The 20387-nt window shown below is 36.6% G+C and carries 14 protein-coding genes; 12 read left to right on the top strand and 2 right to left on the bottom strand.

All coding sequences use genetic code 11. The annotated features are described in order from the left end of the window. Window positions 1–25: 25 nt before the first annotated feature. The gene (locus AC58U0_RS00850) at window positions 26–4273 is read right to left on the bottom strand and encodes a GGDEF domain-containing protein (RefSeq protein ID WP_497377116.1); all 4248 of its coding nucleotides are present in this window, start codon (window positions 4271–4273) and stop codon (window positions 26–28) included. A 272-nt stretch (window positions 4274–4545) separates the two neighbouring features. Between AC58U0_RS00850 and AC58U0_RS00845 the strand changes: the two genes are divergently transcribed. From AC58U0_RS00845 to AC58U0_RS00835, 3 genes are all read left to right on the top strand, one after another. Beyond that, a complete protein-coding gene (locus tag AC58U0_RS00845) occupies window positions 4546–4863 on the top strand; it encodes a hypothetical protein (RefSeq protein WP_497377115.1) in 318 nt (105 codons plus the stop codon). A 183-nt stretch (window positions 4864–5046) separates the two neighbouring features. Further along, the gene (locus AC58U0_RS00840) at window positions 5047–5220 is read left to right on the top strand and encodes a hypothetical protein (RefSeq protein ID WP_497377114.1); all 174 of its coding nucleotides are present in this window, start codon (window positions 5047–5049) and stop codon (window positions 5218–5220) included. Next, a complete protein-coding gene (locus AC58U0_RS00835) occupies window positions 5178–5804 on the top strand; it encodes a C1 family peptidase (RefSeq protein ID WP_497377113.1) in 627 nt (208 codons plus the stop codon). The genes AC58U0_RS00840 and AC58U0_RS00835 overlap by 43 nt, the downstream gene beginning before the upstream one ends. A 39-nt stretch (window positions 5805–5843) precedes the next feature. Here the strand turns inward: AC58U0_RS00835 and AC58U0_RS00830 are convergent, their stop codons facing one another. Then, complete coding sequence (locus AC58U0_RS00830) at window positions 5844–8363, bottom strand: O-antigen ligase family protein (RefSeq protein ID WP_497377112.1); 2520 nt, start codon at window positions 8361–8363, stop codon at window positions 5844–5846. A gap of 187 nt (window positions 8364–8550) precedes the next feature. Between AC58U0_RS00830 and AC58U0_RS00825 the strand changes: the two genes are divergently transcribed. The 9 genes from AC58U0_RS00825 to AC58U0_RS00785 all read left to right on the top strand — a co-directional run bounded on the left by AC58U0_RS00825 (window position 8551) and on the right by AC58U0_RS00785 (window position 20385). Next, window positions 8551–9372, top strand: coding sequence for a glycosyltransferase family 2 protein (locus tag AC58U0_RS00825; RefSeq protein ID WP_497377111.1), 822 nt, complete (start codon window positions 8551–8553; stop codon window positions 9370–9372). After that, on the top strand, window positions 9369–10376 hold the full coding sequence (locus AC58U0_RS00820) for a glycosyltransferase family 2 protein (RefSeq protein ID WP_497377110.1): 1008 nt from the start codon (window positions 9369–9371) through the stop codon (window positions 10374–10376). Before AC58U0_RS00825 ends, AC58U0_RS00820 begins: the two co-directional genes overlap by 4 nt. A 166-nt stretch (window positions 10377–10542) precedes the next feature. Beyond that, window positions 10543–11574 carry a polysaccharide biosynthesis protein gene (locus AC58U0_RS00815; RefSeq protein ID WP_497377109.1) on the top strand — a complete coding sequence of 344 codons (1032 nt, stop codon included), beginning with the start codon at window positions 10543–10545 and terminating at the stop codon, window positions 11572–11574. Between the two features lies 1 nt (window position 11575). Continuing rightward, a complete protein-coding gene (wecB, locus tag AC58U0_RS00810) occupies window positions 11576–12700 on the top strand; it encodes a non-hydrolyzing UDP-N-acetylglucosamine 2-epimerase (protein ID WP_497377108.1) in 1125 nt (374 codons plus the stop codon). A 14-nt stretch (window positions 12701–12714) separates the two neighbouring features. Next, the gene (locus tag AC58U0_RS00805; protein WP_497377107.1) at window positions 12715–13566 is read left to right on the top strand and encodes a dTDP-4-dehydrorhamnose reductase family protein; all 852 of its coding nucleotides are present in this window, start codon (window positions 12715–12717) and stop codon (window positions 13564–13566) included. Next, complete coding sequence (locus AC58U0_RS00800; RefSeq protein WP_497377106.1) at window positions 13559–14344, top strand: ABC transporter permease; 786 nt, start codon at window positions 13559–13561, stop codon at window positions 14342–14344. Before AC58U0_RS00805 ends, AC58U0_RS00800 begins: the two co-directional genes overlap by 8 nt. A gap of 26 nt (window positions 14345–14370) precedes the next feature. Continuing rightward, complete coding sequence (locus tag AC58U0_RS00795) at window positions 14371–15108, top strand: ABC transporter ATP-binding protein (RefSeq protein WP_497377105.1); 738 nt, start codon at window positions 14371–14373, stop codon at window positions 15106–15108. 17 nt (window positions 15109–15125) lie between these two features. Further along, the gene (locus AC58U0_RS00790) at window positions 15126–16208 is read left to right on the top strand and encodes a glycosyltransferase (RefSeq protein ID WP_497377104.1); all 1083 of its coding nucleotides are present in this window, start codon (window positions 15126–15128) and stop codon (window positions 16206–16208) included. A 310-nt stretch (window positions 16209–16518) separates the two neighbouring features. Next, on the top strand, window positions 16519–20385 hold the full coding sequence (locus AC58U0_RS00785; RefSeq protein WP_497377103.1) for a glycosyltransferase: 3867 nt from the start codon (window positions 16519–16521) through the stop codon (window positions 20383–20385). Window positions 20386–20387 lie beyond the last annotated feature (2 nt).

The raw sequence follows: 20387 nt of genomic DNA, 5'->3' as shown, positions 1-20387 counted from the left end.
TAACAATTCTTCGATAGCATTCACCTCAGTGAACATTATAACATTCCCAAGCCGCAACAACCTTGTTCTTCCCCGTCTGCTTCGCTGTAATCTCCGCCGTATCGGCCTGTTCAATCAATTCCTCTATCGAAGTTGGACGACAGAGCTCTAGAGAAGACACGCCCACACTGACGGTGATTTGGTATGGGCGCCCGAAGGCAAATTCTCTCTCTATTTCGCTTCGCAGCTGATGGGCAATCTTGAGGGCTTCTTTCCCATCCGTTTTAGGTAAAATTAAAATAAGTTCCTCACCGCCATATCGTCCAGCGATATCGCTCTTTCTTAAATTAAACCGGAAAATATCTGCGATTTCTCGTAAAACTCGGTCCCCTTCCGGGTGTCCAAACTCATTGACCCTGCGGAAATTATCGACGTCGATCATGATTACGGATAAGTCGAGGTTATAACGTCTAGACAGATCGAATTCTTCCCTCAGCTTTTCCATGAAATAACCGCGTAAATAAAAGCCGGTCAGGTTATCAATCACCATCTCTCTATGCAAGAGAACGTTGATAATATGCGGTTTGATGAAAGAAAGAAAATGCTCCATATGTTGAAGCTTTGTTTTAGTCATACCATCTACAAAAACCTGGAGCGTAATAGCTTGATCACCTCGCTGAAAGAGAGTGAAAGTGTGGGCCCAACTATCTTCACTTCGGCTTTGATAGGCAATCAATTCATCGTGGTCTCTGAGTCCGGAAGCCGTAACGAAAACCTTGTGTTTATAATGCAGCAGTTTGTAGGTAATGGCTAGTTGAATGACAGGAAAATAGTCAAAAAGTGCCTTGGTCAATCTTTGCATCGTTGTCATTAGATCCAAAGTCTCGGTAACCTGTTCACTGAGCTCTATGATGATTTGTAAATCCAAAGACAGGAGCAGCCATTGCTCGCGGTCGGCAATCATTTTTTGAACAAAGTCATCCTGCATAATAGCAGGTGATGCCGGAGCAAAGGTGGGTCGAATAACCCGTTCCATACATGCGGTCAAGTAGGGACGCCAAGTTTCCTTTTGAATAATTTGATAGCCATTTAATGCACGTCGCAAATACAGCATCGCATTTTGAACATCTCCCTCATACATGGACCTCTCTGCCGAAAGTCGATAATAATCGGGCCAAAAGATGTCAAAAGAGCATCGTTTGAGATAAGCTTCAAAGTTTTCGAACCAAATCCCCATATTCTCCGAGCGAAGCTCTAGGAGAAACGTAAGCAATTCTCGGTAAGCCCAACCAGCGTACATCCCTGAGTTATTTTTCGAAATGAATTGTTCAAAAAGCTTGCAGGCTAGCTCCAGATTTCCTTCCCTAGTTTGGAATAGTGCGTCCAAGAAGAACGAGGTGTTCTCATATTTCAAAAAGCCCGGGATGGTGATAGGCAGGTTTTGACGGAAGGCGACATAACCTTGAAAAACGGACAGTAAAGCCAAACTCGACTCTGTGATTTGCTGCTCGAACAGGAGGGTTTCAAGTTCTTGAAACAGTTCCCACTGCTCCCATTCAAGTGCGTATAACAACTGATTCGTTAAATAAGTCTCAGCCAAATCCTTGCGCCGCAATTCGTCAACCTGCAGGACACGTTCTTTGTGATAGTGGTAGCTGGCTAAGTCTCCTTGATTTAATGAAAACTCCATGGCATTCAGATGGCCTACTTGTTCCTTGATCGTGTAGCCAGAGCGCTTGGCACCTTCAATCCCGCGGTATACGTACGTATTGATCAACTTATTGTTGCTCTGATAGGAATATAAATCATAAAGACGGAGCATGAGGTCCGTATGAGGGGAAGTTTCCAAAAGCGGTTCTAACTTAGCTGCAATGGATAACGCCCACTCCTCGGTTTCAGGAAAATGAATCAACATATTAATCGTATAATAGTTCGTAATCTCCGCAAAATGGCGAAGTGAAAGCAAATTTCTCTTTGGATAGACGACCTCGGTATAGAAGACATGAAGCTTACGCACCTCTTCGTCCTGTAGAGGGAAACAGAGATTACTGGTGTTGAGTAGAAATGCAGCCCGTACCCGGTCATCTAATGCCTGACTTTCATCGAAAATAAAGGGGAACAGCTGCTCACGTAAAATATAAACATCCAAATCATTTTGCAGGATGCGGATATACATCCACCCGAAGCGATCCGTGATTTTGCCCGTTCGTTCGTATACAATTAGTGCCAATTGTTCGGAAAGAGCAAATTGGTTAAGCAGTAGATACATTCTACTTAGCAGCCTGTCTAGGAAAATAAGATAAGGTCTTTCTAATTTTTCGTATAAATATTTGATGCGTTCTAATAATTCAACCTTTTGCCCATACGAGAGCAGGGAACGGATTTGTTTATAATATTTTAAAAGCAAATAATACTCTACCTTATACTCACTCGCTTGGCTGGATAGTGTAATGAGTTGAGGTAAGGCAAGTGGGCGGAATTGCTGCTGGTAGACCAAAGCTTTTTGGTAGTAAGACATTAATTGAACTGCCGGCAGCTGCTGTAAGACCAATTCGGTAATTTCAGTTGAGATAAATAAACTATCATTGTGACTGACATGAACAAGGCCAAGCTCTGCCAGCTTCGTAACCGATGAGAGGATACTCCCTAAATCCACTTCATTAGCCTTAAACAGGGAAAACACGCTTATTGGCATAGGCAAACAACATAGGAGTCGTAACAGCTCTATTTCCTCATGGTCCAAAAGGGAGATGCGATTAGAAAACAAGTGAAGAGAGTGAAGCTTTTCATAATCAAGATGGAATGAAGTTGTTTTGTGCCAGCCCTTGTTGGTTAAATGAATACTTCCAGAATGAATAAGCTCCTCTAAAATGATGCGGCAGTGACTAAAGTTGATCTTGTGCTCATAAAACCAATTTTTCAATTCGGATATTAACGTGGAATCAGCTCGTCCAAATTGTGAAGACAACAGCTGTTCATAGATCGCTAGGTCCGAATGATGGATTTCAAGCGTTTGAAAAGATAGGCCAGTGAATTGAGAAGGTATCTTGCTGCCGCTGAAAATTACATGCAATCCGGTCATCTCATGGCCATGCTCTCGCCAAAAGTTGAGGAGAATAAGCTGGGAGTCTTCATCGAAGTGTTCGCAGTTTTCAAGAATATAGAAAATGTTTTGAACAGGGAACATCGGGATCACGGAAGATAAAAATTGATACAACCACTCGGTTAGCAGATAAAGGATATCGTCGCCTTCATAGTGCTTTTTAAGAAGTTGTTCAAATTTACGAGAAAGATTTCTCAGCATAGTGATAGATTCAGGAAATAAGCCATAAGCCAGATGTAAGGTTCGGGAGACCACTTCACGCAAGGTTGAGTAAGGAAGTCCTTGTGAGACAATCTTGAAGAAATAGCCTCTTTCTAACATCTCATTGACATTCTGAGTGTAAACATCAAATCGAATAGCCTCATCCTCACAAACGAGCCCTAATAAACGTTTCTCATTTGACTGTAAAAAATATCGAAAAAGCTTTTGATGTTCTTGTGTAATTGGCGCAGCGGCAGGGTGCAGCCATTGTGGGCTGCTATGGTAAATAAGCGGTTGCACCTGCTCAGGCAGTTGAAAGGCTGCTCGAATGATATCGGCAATTTCATCTGCGAATAACATAGTTTCTGGCTCAGTACGCAGACGCTCTGATAATTGCTGCAGGTTAGTTGGCACGGAATCGGAGCCATAGATTGTATGAATCAGTAGATGGATAGCTTCAAAATCAGCAGCTGGGGAAAGAAGAAATCGCCGTGCATAACGCGGAAAAGAAGTAAATGAAAAGTCCGTCAATAAATGATTAATAAATTCGATAGCGGACGGGAATGGTTGGACATCGATGATAATGGCTAACGTTTGTGGATCGAAAAAAAGCTGCTCTGGCAGCAAAAATCCCATGTAAAACTGCTCTTCATGCAGAATGGAAAGCGCTTTACAGATGGAGATTAGCAATTTTCCTTTGGATTCATCACTTAAAACTGCTTTTTCTATATGTGAAAACGGCAAATAGCCTTCTGGTAATGGAGAAAGCTGAACGACGAGATTGCCCTCGACAAGCTTCCAATCCAGCGGCTGACGGAAATAATCTCCTTTAGCGGCTTTGGACCAAGAGAGCAAACGATTCTCGATTTGTTTTTCGTGGAAATAATTCCAAAGCTTATGATGGAGATGCATCTCCGAATAATCAGGGGCATGAGAGTATGTTAAATGACGAAAGTCGGAATTCGTGTTTTGAGTTGTATGATTCATCATACTCCCTCCTCCTTCTAAGGTATGGGAATTCAAGACGCGGGGGATGGGACGAAACCATCAAGTATATACCATTGTTCAATTGTAACAAATATATGAAGCAAAAGGGAGAGGCATCATGGTGCTGTTAGCCTGCCATTTTCATTCCTGCTTGGACATTTAACCCGCTTGGCCCACATAATCCGCCCAAATATTGGATATATGGGCATTTGTACACTCGTTGGACTAGGGATAAACGTATACTAACATAAACCTATAGAGGAGTTGACCCATCAATGGATCATTACAACCCTAACCAACTCAGCCCGCTTAGCCAACCGTTCCAACCTAGCCAACTCAGTCCGCTTAGCCAACCTAGTCAACCTGGCCCAGGCAAACCATATCAATGTCCACCGACTGACCCGATCATGACAAGTCCAGAAAGAATCGTAAGAGACTTCTACCACCCACAAAAAGTTCAAGTTATTCATCCTATTCAAATCGTTAACCGCCACCACTGCGTTCCTGTCTATGAGCATGTGTATACTTGTTCAGAGACAGATGAATATTGCGGTACTCACCCGCATCCGCATCAAGGTATGTTGCGCGACTAGACGATAAGGAAACCTCCGAAAAGAATCGTTGATTCTTTTCGGGGGTTGTTTTGTGTGGTGCCAGAACAGTAGAAATTGACGATACAAGGGGGGCAGGCTTCTATTAGTCTAGCGAAACAGATTGTATACACATTTTAGTATAAAATATATAATTATGTATCATATTGGAAAGGGTGTTTGGTTATGTCGAATCGTGTGATCCCTTTGAAACGGGAAAAGCGTGATTTACGCGATTATCATTTTATGAGCACAGCGTTTAAGTCTCCAAGCGAGCTGCCCAAGAAAGTCGACTTGCGCTCAAACATGTCCCCATTGTGGATCAAGGAGCACTCGGAAGCTGCACCGCTAACGCCATAGCTAGCGGGCTTCGAGAGTATTTGCTCGTAAGCAGTCATGAGAAGTGGACAGCCCTTTCTCGGCTTTTCTTGTATTGGTACGAACGCAAGCTCGAGGGTCATGTAGATGAAGATTCAGGGGCCTATATCCGAGATGGGATGAAAGTGCTCCAGAAGATTGGCGTTTGTCCAGAAGAGGATTATCCATACAATATTGCAGATTTCAGAGATACGCCAGATCCCAAAGCAGAAAGTGATGCAGCTAACTACAAGATCAGCGACTACCATCGGATCACGGATTTATATGCTCTCAAGGCAGCAATAGCTGAGCAATCACCCGTTGTTATCGGTATGATGTTATACGAGAGCTTCCAATCTCCTGAAGCAGCCCAAACGGGCAAAATTCCGGTTCCAAAGAAGAATCTTGAACGTGTTCTGGGCGGACATGCCATGTTGGCAGTTGGCTATGTGGATCGAGGCCTATCAGGTCATGTTATCGTGCGCAACAGCTGGGGCGAGGACTGGGGAGATCAAGGTTACTGCTACATTCCCTATAAAATGTTTCAGGATCCGGACAGCGTGATGGATATGTGGACGGGGCGATAATTGAAAAGCAAAAGGTGCCACATCAATGTGGCACCTTTTTTATTTCGTTGGAAAATTCGTGGCAATAATCGCATCAATATTCTGCTTCTCAGCGGGGTCCTTGGCAATCAGCTTATCAAGAAGGGCTTGATCCTTCGTGCCCTGTTTCTGTAAAGCAGCCAAATACCATCTGATCAGAACGCGATTCGTTTGGTCATCTAGATTTTCAGAAATGTGCGGTTGAATAGTTGCAGTTGCACCTACGTAATCACCACGCATATAGCTAATTTGACCTGCATTTAAAGCCATGCTCGGTGTTACTGCAAACGCGCGACCCTGTGCTTGTTCTTTCGGTAGGTTTTTCAGAGAATCAACTCGCGCTAGAACGTCTTTGTAAGTGGCGAGAGCATTATCGAGTCTAGTGTTGTATTCTTGCATATTATTCTTTTCTCTAGCTTCATTCGCAAGATCAATGCCTAGAGACATACTCTTTTCATACATTTCAATATACCATGGATAATTAGGAATCTGAGCGTTGGACCAGTTTAACGCTTCTAGCTTGTTTCCTTTGATGAGAAGCATATTGAGCTGCTGCATCGCCACCATGCGGTTATGTGGTTCTTTTTTCAATAACTGGTTAAGAAGATCTTGGGCTTGATTGAAAAAAGCTTCGCCCTTCTTCGGGTCTTCCTTCTGCATCTGATTAGATACTTGAAGAAGGATTCCGATTCTACTAACCTGTCCTGTTAATAAATAGTCTGGATGAGCAGGATGTAGAGAAATCGCTTTGTCCAGTGGAGCTACGATTTGGTTGTAATCCTGACTCTTTTTAACAGTCTCAAGTGTTTGTTTATAAGAACTATTCGCTGAGACTAGTTGAGCCGAGATATAAAACATCACGATCGACAAGACAGCCAGGACTGCCGGGAACATTTTGTGAAGCGCAAGTGAATCAAACTTTAATCGAATTGGAGCCGATGTACTGTTACTCAGCATCCCACCTAGTGCAAGGAAAAGGATAGCACCCAAATACACATAGCTTAAATCAAAGTCAATCATACTGTGGATCAAGAGAGAAATCGTTACGATGAAAAATAGGAAGTGAAGATCTCTTTTCTCCTGTGAACTTTTAATATAGCTTCGAATATAGAATACCATGACAGCAATCACGAAACCGATAAAAGCAAGGAATCCGAGCGCTCCAGCTTCAACCAAGTATTGAAGAGCGAAGTTATGAGCCTGACGACTTGTATACGGGTTGTTTTGATACTTCTCATATAAAGAAGCCCAAGCGCCACCGCCTGCTCCAATAATCGGATAGTCCAACCAGAGTTTCACAGCATCTTTGTAAAAAGTACCGCGCTCCAGAACGCTGTTTTGTTGGAAGTTAATGTTTTCAATACGTGTTTTGACATTGTTAGGAAGGATATTTTTCAAACCTGTATCTCCGAAAAGAAGAACAGCTCCTATAACACCGACGATAATAGCAGCTATTGGAAGGATGAAAGTAGCATTCTTCTTTGCTGAGAATCGAGCTGTCACTCGCTCCACCCAAGGAGCTCCGAAGCGTTGAATAACGATTGCAAGTGCAGTGAAAACTATCGATGTAAGAAGTAAAACCCACCAACCGTGCCAGGATTCCGCTGCACTAGGCTGTTTTTGTAATCCAATCCCGATATCTGTTACTTTTTGTAGAATGACCAATGACGCTGCGAAAGCTAGTACAAGTTGAATCAACGACAAAATTTGTCTGCTAATCGAAAAAAAGAATAACATAATTAAGAAAATAACCGGAATGACGACAATCGCTCCACGAGAGAGCGTGAGCCAGAAGGAAACAATCATCGGCACCATCATAAGTGCGTGAGGCAGCACTGTATACCATTTGCGAGACTTCACAATAAAAAATAAAGATCCAAGAAATAACATAATCAAGTAAGCCGCATATGTGTTAGCATATTGGAAGACGGATGTAAGCCTAAGACCGTATGATTCTGACATGACTGCATCCCTATATAGCAGTGGCTTGTTTTGATCCATAAGAGCAAACCATCCAAATAAATGGCCAGCAAAGTTTCCATTGCCGAACAAATACAGAAGTCCGAAAATAACAATAACATAACCGGAAATCATCAGAATTCCAGCAACAATTAATGTGCCTAATTTGTTTTTCGTCAAAAAAACACCTAGTATAAAGAATGTTGCATATAGTATTTGAATGTAGATCATATTCGTTGCCAAATAATGTGAGGCTGCATGCGATAGCGAAATGACGTATGTCAGTGGCATCAACATGACCAGAATGGTCAGCAAATCTTTACTCTCTTTGAGCTTATAAACAAAAAATGCAAAGATAGCAATTAACAGTAAAATAATGGAAGACCATACTGATGCCGAGTAAATTGATCGCTCGAAATCATAAGTTCCCCCATTAAACAACGCCCGCTGAAACGGCGCCCAGAACATGAACAAACCCGTAAAAGCTACTAAAAACCAAAAAATAACAGAGCTTTTCTCTGTCGTTATCGTTCCACTAGATTTTGCGCGCGACGCCGCGTAGGCATTCTTACTTGCACTCATGATAAAACAGTCTCCTTCTTCGCTAAAGTTCGAGTTTATTTTAGCATACTGGAAGAGGGTTTCCAAATAATCTATCATAATAAGTAGTAGTAATGATTGTGTTTTTGCTATACTCGTATTATGATCGAGGATTATTACTTACTACTTTAAATAAATTAGGTTATTACTAGTATAGGGGAAAACTAGGGTGACGATAGTTTCAGTTATTATGAGTGTTTTTAATATGAATGATGAAAAAGTGCTTCAACATTCTATTCAATCTATTATAGCCCAAACTTTTTCTAACTTTGAACTTATTATTTGCGACGATGGTTCTACTGATGGTACCTATGAAATTCTAACAAATATTAGCAAGGGCGACAGCAGGATCAAGCTTATTAGAAATGAAACAAACATGAGGGCAGCCACGGCTCGAAACCGTTGTATATCTCTAAGCAAAGGGAAGTACATAGCGGTTATGGACGCAGACGATTATTCGGCTGTAAATAGACTTCAGATCCAGTTGGATTTTTTAGAGAATAATAAGGAATTTGACTTTGTCGGAAGTAGTGCCGATTTATACAATGAGAACGGCATATGGGGTCACCGTAAATATAATAGTTTCCCTGAAAATAAAGATTTTCTATTTGTAATACCCTTTATCCACGCATCAGTTATGTTTCGTAAGGAAGCACTGGAGAAAGTTGGAGGATATCGTGTAGCAAAGGAAACGATTCGAACTGAAGATTACGATTTGTTCATGCGTCTATATGCTAATGGTAATAAAGGAGCGAATCTTGAAGACACGCTATACTTTGTACAAGAGGACCAGTCTCTATACAAACGAAGAAAATATCGCCACAAATTTAATGAGGCAATAGTGAGATATAAAGGTTTTAGCGCACTTGGATTGATGCCGGGAGGCTTTTTATATGTCATTAAACCACTTATTGTCGGGCTGATTCCACTGTCAATACTTAATCTTCTGAAAGATAAGTACTATAGACATAAAAAGTTGGTGGATAAATGATTACCCCAAAAGTATCGATAGTAATTCCTGTTTACAATGGATCAAATTTTTTGAAAGAAGCTATTGACAGCGCGTTGGCCCAGACATACTCAAACATTGAGATAATTGTTGTAAATGATGGCTCAAATGATGATGGTGCAACCGACACTATTGCCAGATCTTATGGAGATAGGATTCGTTATTTCTCAAAGTATAATGGAGGCGTGTCAACAGCTTTAAACTTAGGAATTAAAGAAATGACTGGCGATTACTTTTCATGGCTAAGCCATGATGACGTGTACAAGCCTGAAAAGGTGGAAAAGCAAATTGAGTTTTTGCAAAGCCTGGAAGATAGCGACAAAATGAATGCTATAATTTATGGTGGATATGAATTAATTAACCATAAATCTAGAACGATTGATGTTGTAGATTACTCAAAACTTTATGGGAATTATCAATTATCAGTTCCTCTTTTTCCAGTTTTTAGAGGTCTTGCAAATGGATGTACAATGCTCATTCCAAAGATTCATTTTGATCGTGTTGGTTTGTTCGATGTTCAGCAAAGGACAACTCAAGATTATGATTTATGGTTTAGAATGTTTCGTGGAGCCATGGTTAAGTTTTGCCCTGGTATCTACATTAAATCACGAGTTCATTTGAACCAGACAGGTAAGACAACAAATGAACATACGATTGAATGTGTGAGACTATGGATTTCTATGATTGATAAAATAAGTGTTGAAGAAATGTGTGAATTGGAGGGCACTCCCTATCACTTTTACATAAGAACAGCAGAATTTCTTAAAAAGCATTCTAATTACTGGGAAGCGGAAGAACATTCAAGAAAACTTGCAGATAGGGAGATTTATAGAAATATGGGTGAATTACCGGTAGAAACAATACGATCCACAGTTCCAATTTCCATGTCAACAGGTGGATTATATTATAAAATTCTAAGATTAATACATCAAGTAAGACAAGATGGTTGTTTAATTACTGCCAAAAAAATATTGCAGAAGTTTTAGTGATTATGAGAAGTCAACTCAGGTCAGCTGAGAAAGAGAGTAGAAAACTATAAAACTATAAAACTATAAAACTATAAAACTATAAAACTATAAAACTATAAAACTATAAAACTATAAAACTATAAAACTATAAAACTATAAAACCTTAGAAAATAGGAGTGAGAATATGTTTAAAGATAAAATATTACTTATTACCGGTGGTACAGGCTCTTTCGGTAATGCTGTCCTTCGACGTTTCTTAAACAGCGATATTAAGGAAATTCGTATATTTTCTCGTGACGAGAAAAAGCAGGATGATCTTCGAAATGAATATAAAAATCCTAAAATTAAATTTTATGTTGGGGATGTTCGAGAATATTCTAGTATAGCGGCAGCTATGGGAGGCGTTGACTACGTTTTTCATGCAGCAGCCTTGAAACAGGTGCCATCCTGCGAGTTTTTCCCCTTAGAAGCGGTTCGCACTAACGTATTAGGTACAGAAAATGTTCTAAATGCTGCAATAGCTAATCAAGTAAAAAAAGTCATCTGCCTATCTACAGATAAAGCGGTATATCCAATTAATGCCATGGGAATGTCTAAAGCTATGATGGAGAAGCTAGTTGTCTCTAAGGCAAGAATGGGAACAAATCACAATACGATTATCTCGGTCACACGATACGGCAATGTAATGGCATCTCGGGGATCTGTTATCCCATTGTTTACTAAACAGCTTAAAACAGGACAGTCTTTAACAATTACAGACCCTAATATGACTAGATTCATGATGTCTTTAGATGATGCTATAGATTTGGTTTTGTTTGCCTTTGAGCATGCTAAGGGCGGAGAACTTTTTATACAAAAAGCGCCGGCTGCAACTATCGAGGTATTGGCAGAGGCTATGCGGGAAGTATTCAATATAAACGCCGACATTACTTGTATCGGAACTCGTCATGGTGAGAAAGTATATGAGACACTCCTAACTCGTGAAGAAAATGTAAAAGCATTTGATTTAGGTCGATACTACATGGTTCCAATGGATGATCGTGACTTAAACTACGGAAAATTTTTCGTGGATGGCGAAAAAATAATTACAGAAGCAGAAGACTATAACTCTCACAATACCGAAAGGTTATATAAAGATCAAATGGTCAACATGTTGAAGAATCTTGATTATATACAGAATGAACTGAAAACCAAAGCATATGGTGAGGGCTATTAATATGAAGGTTATGACTATTGTCGGAACTCGTCCGGAAATTATTAAACTTAGTTGTGTTATTGAAGAGTTAGATAAATACACAGAGCACGTGTTGGTCCATACAGGACAAAATTATGACTACGAATTAAATGAAATATTTTTTTCAGGCATGGGGATTCGTAAACCTGATATTTTTCTTGAAGCTGTCGGTAACACAGCAGCAGAGACTATTGGTAACGTTATTATTAAAACCGATGAATTGTTTAAGGAAATTAAACCAGATGCTGTTCTACTCTATGGGGATACAAACTCTTGCTTATCAGTGATTTCGGCTAAAAGAAACAAAATACCTATTTTCCATATGGAAGCTGGCAATCGTTGTTTTGATCAAAGGGTGCCAGAGGAAATCAATCGTAAAATTGTTGATCAATTAAGCGATATTAACATGACTTTAACAGAGCATGCACGTCGATACTTGATTGATGAAGGAATAAGACCTGAAACAATTATTAAAACTGGCTCGAGTATGAAAGAAGTGTTAGAAAGACAATCGGAGAAAATAAGCAACAGTGATGTTTTGACAAGATTGAAACTCGCTAAAGGAGATTATTTTGTTGTTAGCGCTCACCGTGAAGAAAACATTGATTCCCCGACGAATGTCAGTGATTTAGTCGACTCCCTTAATTCGATCGCTGAGACTTATTCAAAAAGGATAATCGTATCAACTCATCCAAGAACGCAAAAATTGATTGAACGCGGCAATTTTAAGTTTCATGGCTTAATTGAGTTAATGAAACCATTAGGATTTGCTGATTATATTAAGCTTCAACAAAATGCTTTTTGTGTAATTTCAGATAGCGGAACAATTACAGAAGAGTCTTCAATTCTGCATTTTCCGGCGATAACTATAAGACAAGCGCATGAACGACCAGAGGGAATGGATGAAGGGACGCTTGTAATGTCCGGTTTAAAGAAAAGTAATGTCTTGGATGCCATTAATCTTGTCGTTTCTCAGTATGCTGAAAATAAACAGCCTTTTAAAACTGTTCCGGACTATGACACCGACAATGTTTCAAAAAAGGTTGTAAGAATCATACTTAGTTATACGGATTATATTAATCGAACAGTCTGGAAAATAGAACAATAGAAGGAACGTGTAACGTGAAAAAGATCGCAGTACTTGGTGCTACAGGAATGGCTGGCCATGTCATTGCCTTATTTCTTGAAGAGCAAGGTTATGATGTTTATCGAATGTCTAGAAGCATTGCTCCATCTGAAAAAAATGTACAGATTGATGCAAGTGATTTCACTAGTCTAATTAATTGGCTTGAAGAGACTAAACCAGATGTAATTGTAAATTCCATCGGTATCTTGCAAAGGGAAGCTGATGCTCGCCCGGATATAGCAATCCAACTAAACGCATATCTTCCCCGCAAATTAGAACAACAGTTCAAGGATCGTCCAACCAGGTTAATACATTTAAGTACAGATTGCGTATTCTCTGGAGAAACGGGAGGATATACAGAAGAATCATTCCCCGATGGTATGACGATGTATGACCGTTCTAAAGCTTTAGGTGAGGTTGTAAATGGGAAAGATCTGACTTTCCGTATGTCCATCATTGGGCCAGATACAGATGTAAACGGTACAGGTTTATTTAACTGGTTTATGAAGCAGCAAGGAGTTACGAATGGGTATTCCAAAGCCCTCTGGAATGGGGTAACCACAATTGAGCTTTCCAAAGCGATAGCCGCGGCTATCAGGCAGGACTTATCTGGATTATATCACTTAACACCAAATGGTATGATTAACAAATATGATTTATTATGTGTATTTCAAAAGGAATTCGAGAAGAATGATGTGGAAATTGTGCCTTATGATAATTATCTAGTAGATAAAACTTTAATTAATAAACGTACAGATTTTGAACACGTTATCCCAACTTACCCAGAGATGATCAAAGAAATGGCTTCATGGGTAAAAGAGCATAAGAGGTTGTATCACTATGAATAAACTATTCATCATGCTAACAGGATTTTTTAAGTATAATAACTTATTGTTTGAGTTAGTAGTCAGAGATATAAAGATACGCTATAGAAAATCTGTACTAGGTCTTCTTTGGACATTGTTAAATCCATTGATGACAATGATAGTGATGACCATAGTATTCTCATCGCTTTTCAAATCAAATATACCACATTTTCCAGTATATTTTCTTACAGGCAGTATCTTATTTAGTTTTCATTCTGATGCTACCTCACAAGCGCTAATGTCAATTATTTCAAATGCTAGTCTTATAAAGAAGGTTTATATTCCTAAATATTTGTTTCCCTTGTCTAGAGTGCTGTCTAGTATGGTGAATTTAGGATTTGCATTTGTCGCATTGTTACTAGTAATGCTTTTTGATGGTGCTCCAATCCATGCAACAGTTTTATTATTCTTTATACCTATTTGTTACTTGATCTTATTCACCACTGGTTTAGGTTTAATTTTATCAGCGATAACAGTATTTTTCAGAGATATTTCCCATTTATATGGAGTATTAACTCTTCTTTGGACATATATGACACCAATCTTTTACCCAGCATCTATTATTTCTGAACAATTCAAATGGATATTTACGTATAACCCAATGTATTATTATATTAATTTTTTCCGTGAAATAATGATTAATGGTAATTTTCCAGGGCTCGCTGATAATTTGTTATGCCTCTCAATAGGAATTATATCTTTAATTGTAGGTTTAGTTACTTTTTATAAATGTCAGAATAAATTTATATTACATGTTTGAATATGCAGTTTTTTGGGGGAATCATTTTGTCAGAGAATATAGTTGAAATTAATGATGTTTCCTTGTTATTTAATTTAAGCCGTGAGAAAGTTGATAACATTAAGGAGTATTTTGTTCGTTTTGTAAAGGGAAAGTTAACATTTGAGGAATTTTGGGCGTTGAGAAATGTGTCATTTAATATAAAAAAAGGAGAGTCAATGGGTATTGTTGGTTTGAATGGCAGCGGCAAAAGCACTCTTCTAAAAGTTATTGCTGGAGTCTTAAAGCCGACTACTGGGAATATATCTGTTTATGGTTCAGTGGCTCCTTTGATCGAGCTTGGAGCTGGTTTCGATTTCGAATTGACGGCTAAAGAAAACATTTTCTTGAACGGTGCTATCCTCGGATACAGCAGAGCTGAGATGAAAGAAAAGTTTGAAGAGATTATGGATTTTTCTGAGTTGTGGGATTTTATTGATGTACCGATTAAAAATTTTTCTTCTGGTATGATTGCGAGGTTGGGTTTTTCAATTGCTACAATAAGTAAGCCGGATATTCTAATTGCTGATGAAATATTAGGTGTTGGTGATCACAAGTTTCAATTAAAGTGCGAGAAAAGAATGGAAGAAATAATTCATAATGGTGCAACTGTAATACTTGTCTCCCATTCAATCAATCAGGTGAAAGCGATTTGCACACAAGCTGCATGGTTGAGCAAGGGGCAATTAATTAGTGTCGGCCCTGCGGAAGCAGTTTGTCATGAATATATGACTAGTATGGAATAAGAATGAGAAGTGATAAGATGAGAGTCTTGCATATTACAGAAACTATGGCCTCTGGGGTTCTGAAATATATTCATGAAGTGGTTCATGCTGACAGCTGCGCTGATGTCGAACATGTTGTTGTCTACTCTCCATACAGAGAGAATACGCCAAAAGATTTGAAGGAACAATTTCCTTCTTCAACTTCATTAATTAAGATAAATATCAAGATCAATCAAGGATGCATACAAAGTATGAAAGCTTTGTATGCACAAATTGGTCATATTAAACCTGATGTTATTCATTTGCATTCTTCAATAGCGGGTTTTTTTGGAAGAATGGTTACGTTATGTTTTCCAAAAATAAAAGTGTTTTATACACCACATGGATATAGTTTTCTAATGACCAACAAATCCAAATTGATAAGAAGTATATATTGGCTAACAGAGTTTATACTGACTCAATTCAATGGTCAAATTATCGCTTGCTCTAAAAGTGAATATAGGTATGCGAAAAAATTAAGTCTTATACGTAATACTTTTTTACTTGAGAATAGTATGAAAGTACTTCCTATTCGGAGTGAAAAAAAATCTACTAAGCAAATAGTTGGTGTTGGCCGAATAGAAGATCAAAAAAATCCAAAACTTTTTATTGAAATCATTAGCGGGCTTAAACTAATTGATCCAACAATTAAGGCAATATGGATCGGCGATGGTTCACTAAAACAAGAGTGTGAGGAGCTAAATCGCAAACTCAATGCTGATATCACATTTACTGGATGGCTGTCAAATGCTGAAACAATCGAATATCTTCAAGAGTCAGTGATCTTTCTGCAAACATCGAAGTGGGAAGGATTACCTTATTCCGTATTAGAAGCATTTGCGGTAGGCCTACCTGTAGTGGCAAGTGATATTGAAAGTCACAGAGACTTGATGGAAAGTAGTTATTTGGGTTTTATTGCAGCAAACAAAGCGCAATATATTGATTATATATTTAAATTATTGAACAACGAAGAACTTTTCCGTTCTATATCGGAGGAAAATAGGACCAAGCTAGAGGAGTCGCATGTTACTTTTACCCGAACTCTTTTTTCTATTTATAGAGAGGGAATTGATAGAAAATGATCTTTTCTGAGGAGATTGTTGCATGAATCTTACCGTTAAAGTCAGAAAATCCAATATAGTGCTTTTGAGAATAGTATTGTTTCTAATGGTGATTTGCATACATGTTACATCTGTTGGACTTGTTCACTGCAATGCTAAAAAAACAGACCTATTTTTTATATGATATATATTACCTTCTATTCGTTTTTGTTTTTTTCTATATTAACAGAATCTGTTAGACATCATTTGGCGAAATATTGCAATAAACTCTATGTGGAATTAAAACCCCAGACAAGTATTGTGAAGTATAAAATTCGAGAGGAAAAAAACAATGACTAACAAATTTGAACCATTGGTATCCATAGTGATACCAGTGTATAATGGCTCTAATTATTTAAGTGAAGCCATTGATAGTGCGTTATTTCAGACTTATAAAAATATTGAAGTTATTGTCATAAATGATGGTTCTAAAGACGATGGAAAAACAGAGGAAGTCGCTTTATCATATGGTTATAAAATAAAATATTTTACAAAAGTAAATGGCGGGGTAGCAACTGCTCTTAATTTAGGCATTGAAAATATGCAAGGCGAATATTTTTCTTGGCTTAGCCACGACGATTTGTACACAGAGGATAAAATTGAAAAACAAATTGAAGCTTTATCAAAAATAGAAGAAAAAAAAACTTTAATAACAGGAGGTTACATAGTTGTAAATTCAAGTGGAGAATATTTGCATGAAATTGATCCACTGTCTTTGCATCACATAGAGAAATTAGAAAATTCAGTATATCCTTTGTTCCATGGTATGATTCATGGTTGTGCAATGCTAATTCATAAAAGTCATTTTGAACGAGTTGGTGTTTTTGAAACAACTTTAACTACCACACAAGATTTTGAGTTGTTTTTTCGTATGCTACGTGGTCAAAAGATTATATTCCAAAGGGAATTGTATGTAAAGTCACGGTCACATGACGAACAAGATAGTAAGAAACTAGTTATTTCTCATCTTGAAGAATGTAATGAATTATGGATTAGCATGATTAGTAAATTGACACTCGAAGAAAAATGTCAATTATATGGAACTGAATACGCTTTTTATAATAATATTTATTATTTCTTGAAAAATTATATGCCCTATGAAAAAGCCATTGATTTTGCATATTCCTGTTTAATTGAAGCACGAAGTAAGATCTCACCACAAGTTTTGTTATTGACAGATGTTCCACCATGTACTAATTTTTCTGGTGGTATTTTTCTAAATCAACTTTCAGAAATATTAATCAATGAAAAAGTTAATCTATTTGGTTATTTCATGCCACCGAATGGGATTAGCCTAAAGTTTGATCAATATGTAATAAATCAGATGAATTATAAAATAATTAATCATATTGATAATGAATATAGTAATGAACAGGAAAAAGAATATTATTTAAATAACATAGAAATAATTGTTAATAATACTATTGAATTTTTATTTAGTAACGATATCACAATCATATGGTGTTATGTTCAATGTGAAAATGTTTTAAGAATATTGAATGAAGTTTACAAAAAAACAAATATACCATATATCGTGCAGATTATGGATCCAATTGAATGGTATATGAAAGATAGAAATTTCAATGATGAGAAAAAGCAAGAATTATTAAATATTTTTGATAATGTTATAAATAATTCCTATCATTGTTTTACTGCGTCGCAAAATATGAATCAATATTATAAAAAGAAATACCAAGTGAATTGTGAATATATTACAGTTTCTAATAATAAGAATAATTTTATTTATGAAAATCAGTTAATAGATCATAATCATTTTGTAATTGCAATGGCTGGACAAATATATTGCACTGATGAACTAAAAGGTTTTTTGCAAGCTTTAGAAAATATGAATTGGAAGTTTAATAATCGAAATATTATATTTAAATATTTTGGGCAAGGAAGTATAAGTAATTTCGAAAATTTTTCTTCTGAGAATATTGTATTCATGAGTTATCTACCGCAAAGTGAATTGGATATTGAATTAAATAAATGTGATTTATTGTACTGTCCTTACTTTTTTTCCAATGATGAAGTATTTGAAAAAATATCTATTCAGTCATTCCCAAGTAAACTAATAACCTACCTCAATTCCGGTACAAATACTATTGTACATGGCCCAGACTATTGTTCACCTGTTAGTTTTATCAGAAATAATAATTGCGGATATGTAATTAATAGCTTGAATGTCACTGAAATTCAATATCAGCTGCAAGAAATAATAGCCAATATTCCGTCGTCTGAAATTTTGGAGAATGCAAAGAAAACTTTTGATGAAAATTTCACGAAAAATATTATTAGTGCTAAATTCTTAAAGCCGTTTAATGTGAAACCTAATAATGACAGATTGAGAATATTGGAAGTCAATAATTTTGATATTTACGGAGCAAGGTTTAATGGTTATGATATGATTCAAGATATTAATAACAATACTCATCATATCCTTAACCAAATTGTAACAAATAAGTTTTCAAATAATAAGAGGGTTTTTAAATTTTATGAAAATAGTAAAATAGAACAACTTGAGGTTAATTTCAGAAATTTTGAAGACAATGTTTTATCTATACATTCGCAATTTTCAGTTATTGGTGAGTTTTTATTGAATAGTGATGTATTCAAGCAATCCAATTTTATACATTATCATATGATTCATAATACTAAAATTCCCTTATCTTTATTAACTCACTTATTTGCTCAAAAACCAACTGTTATAACAATTCACGATCCATGGAATTTTACAGGTAGATGTGTGCATCCTTTTGAATGTAAAAAATGGCAAACAGGTTGTGAAAATTGTGAACATTTAGACTCTTTATTCTCATTTAAAGAGGACAATTGTAAATATTTATGGAGTCAAAAGGGAAAAATAAACAAAGAGTGGGATATTGATATAATTGTTTCGACAAATTATCTAAACGAAGAGTTTGTTAAACAAAGCCCGATAACCAAACATTTCAAAAACGTGCATGTCTTACCTTTTGGAGTAGATTTAAACAAATTTCAAGATAATGGAACGAAGATATCTGCGAGAAAAGAATTAGGAATACCAGAAAATGATATTGTAATATTTTTTCGTTCTCAAGTACATTTTAAAGGGATAGAATTTATCGTTGAGGCACTGCAACAATTAGATAATTCAAATAATAATATTACTTTAGTGACATGTAGCGAAATCGGCAATCTATCATCAGTTAGAAAAAAATATAATATAGTTGAGCTTGGTAATATAGTTGATGATCAAATCATTATGGCTTTTAATATTTGTGACATATTCTTAATGCCAACAAAAGGTGAAACATTTGGGGTTATGGCTATTGAAGCTATGGCTTGTTCTAGACCGATAATTGTTTTTGATAATATGACATTACCATATGTTACATTTGCACCTGATTGCGGAGTTTTAGTAGAAAATAAAAATTCACAGAAACTAATGGAAGCTATTAAATTTTTAATGGATAATCCAGATGAAAGATTAAGACGTGGACAACTTGGCAGAGAGCTTGCAGAACAGCATTATGATGTTAATATTTATAATAAAAAGATAATTGGAATTTATGAAAAAGCGTTTGAAAGACAAAAATATAAGTTAGAAAGTAAAATTGCAAGTTTAGATTTTGATTTTGATATAAGTAATACAAATGTACAAAAATTAATTTATACAATAAAACAGAATTATAAATCATTATTTGGAAAAGATAAAATTCCCTTGAATTTTGAATTGAAAAATTTAAATTTCACTCTAGATGTAGAAAAAATATCAAAATCAAAAATTAAAGAAAATAGTAATGAACTAAATAAAAATATAGATTACTCAGACGATGAAGTAATGAAATTTTTAAATTATTTCAATCATCAAGTATATAAGTATTATAAAGATGAAGCCTTTTTCACTTATAATACGTCTAATAATATAATTAGTAACAGTAATAGTAGTGTTAGTGGTGTTAGTATTGTTAATAGTATTAGTAACTATGTTGATGCTGTAGTAGTTGATCCAATTGCGAATAGAAGTAAAATTTATAAAATGTATTATTATGCAAGACATGATAGGCTTAGCTTAAAAGAAGCTGTTAAAAGGCGATTAACGAATAAACCAAGACTTTATAATGCTGCTAAAAAATATTATAACGTTTTGAAACTGGTGAAGAACAAACTTCAATGAGT

Source organism: Paenibacillus sp. J31P190 (assembly GCF_059692075.1).
This window is presented reverse-complemented; position numbering and strand designations above follow the sequence as displayed.

Bases quoted from the DNA above. Each gene is read 5' to 3' on its own strand.
- AC58U0_RS00790 (WP_497377104.1), top strand. From the start codon at position 15,126: ATGAGAGTCTTGCATATTACAGAAACTATGGCCTCTGGGGTTCTGAAA.
- AC58U0_RS00830 (WP_497377112.1), bottom strand. From the start codon at position 8,363: ATGAGTGCAAGTAAGAATGCCTACGCGGCGTCGCGCGCAAAATCTAGT.
- AC58U0_RS00820 (WP_497377110.1), top strand. From the start codon at position 9,369: ATGATTACCCCAAAAGTATCGATAGTAATTCCTGTTTACAATGGATCA.
- AC58U0_RS00800 (WP_497377106.1), top strand. From the start codon at position 13,559: ATGAATAAACTATTCATCATGCTAACAGGATTTTTTAAGTATAATAAC.
- AC58U0_RS00845 (WP_497377115.1), top strand. From the start codon at position 4,546: ATGGATCATTACAACCCTAACCAACTCAGCCCGCTTAGCCAACCGTTC.
- wecB (WP_497377108.1), top strand. From the start codon at position 11,576: ATGAAGGTTATGACTATTGTCGGAACTCGTCCGGAAATTATTAAACTT.
- AC58U0_RS00815 (WP_497377109.1), top strand. From the start codon at position 10,543: ATGTTTAAAGATAAAATATTACTTATTACCGGTGGTACAGGCTCTTTC.
- AC58U0_RS00840 (WP_497377114.1), top strand. From the start codon at position 5,047: ATGTCGAATCGTGTGATCCCTTTGAAACGGGAAAAGCGTGATTTACGC.
- AC58U0_RS00850 (WP_497377116.1), bottom strand. From the start codon at position 4,273: ATGATGAATCATACAACTCAAAACACGAATTCCGACTTTCGTCATTTA.
- AC58U0_RS00785 (WP_497377103.1), top strand. From the start codon at position 16,519: ATGACTAACAAATTTGAACCATTGGTATCCATAGTGATACCAGTGTAT.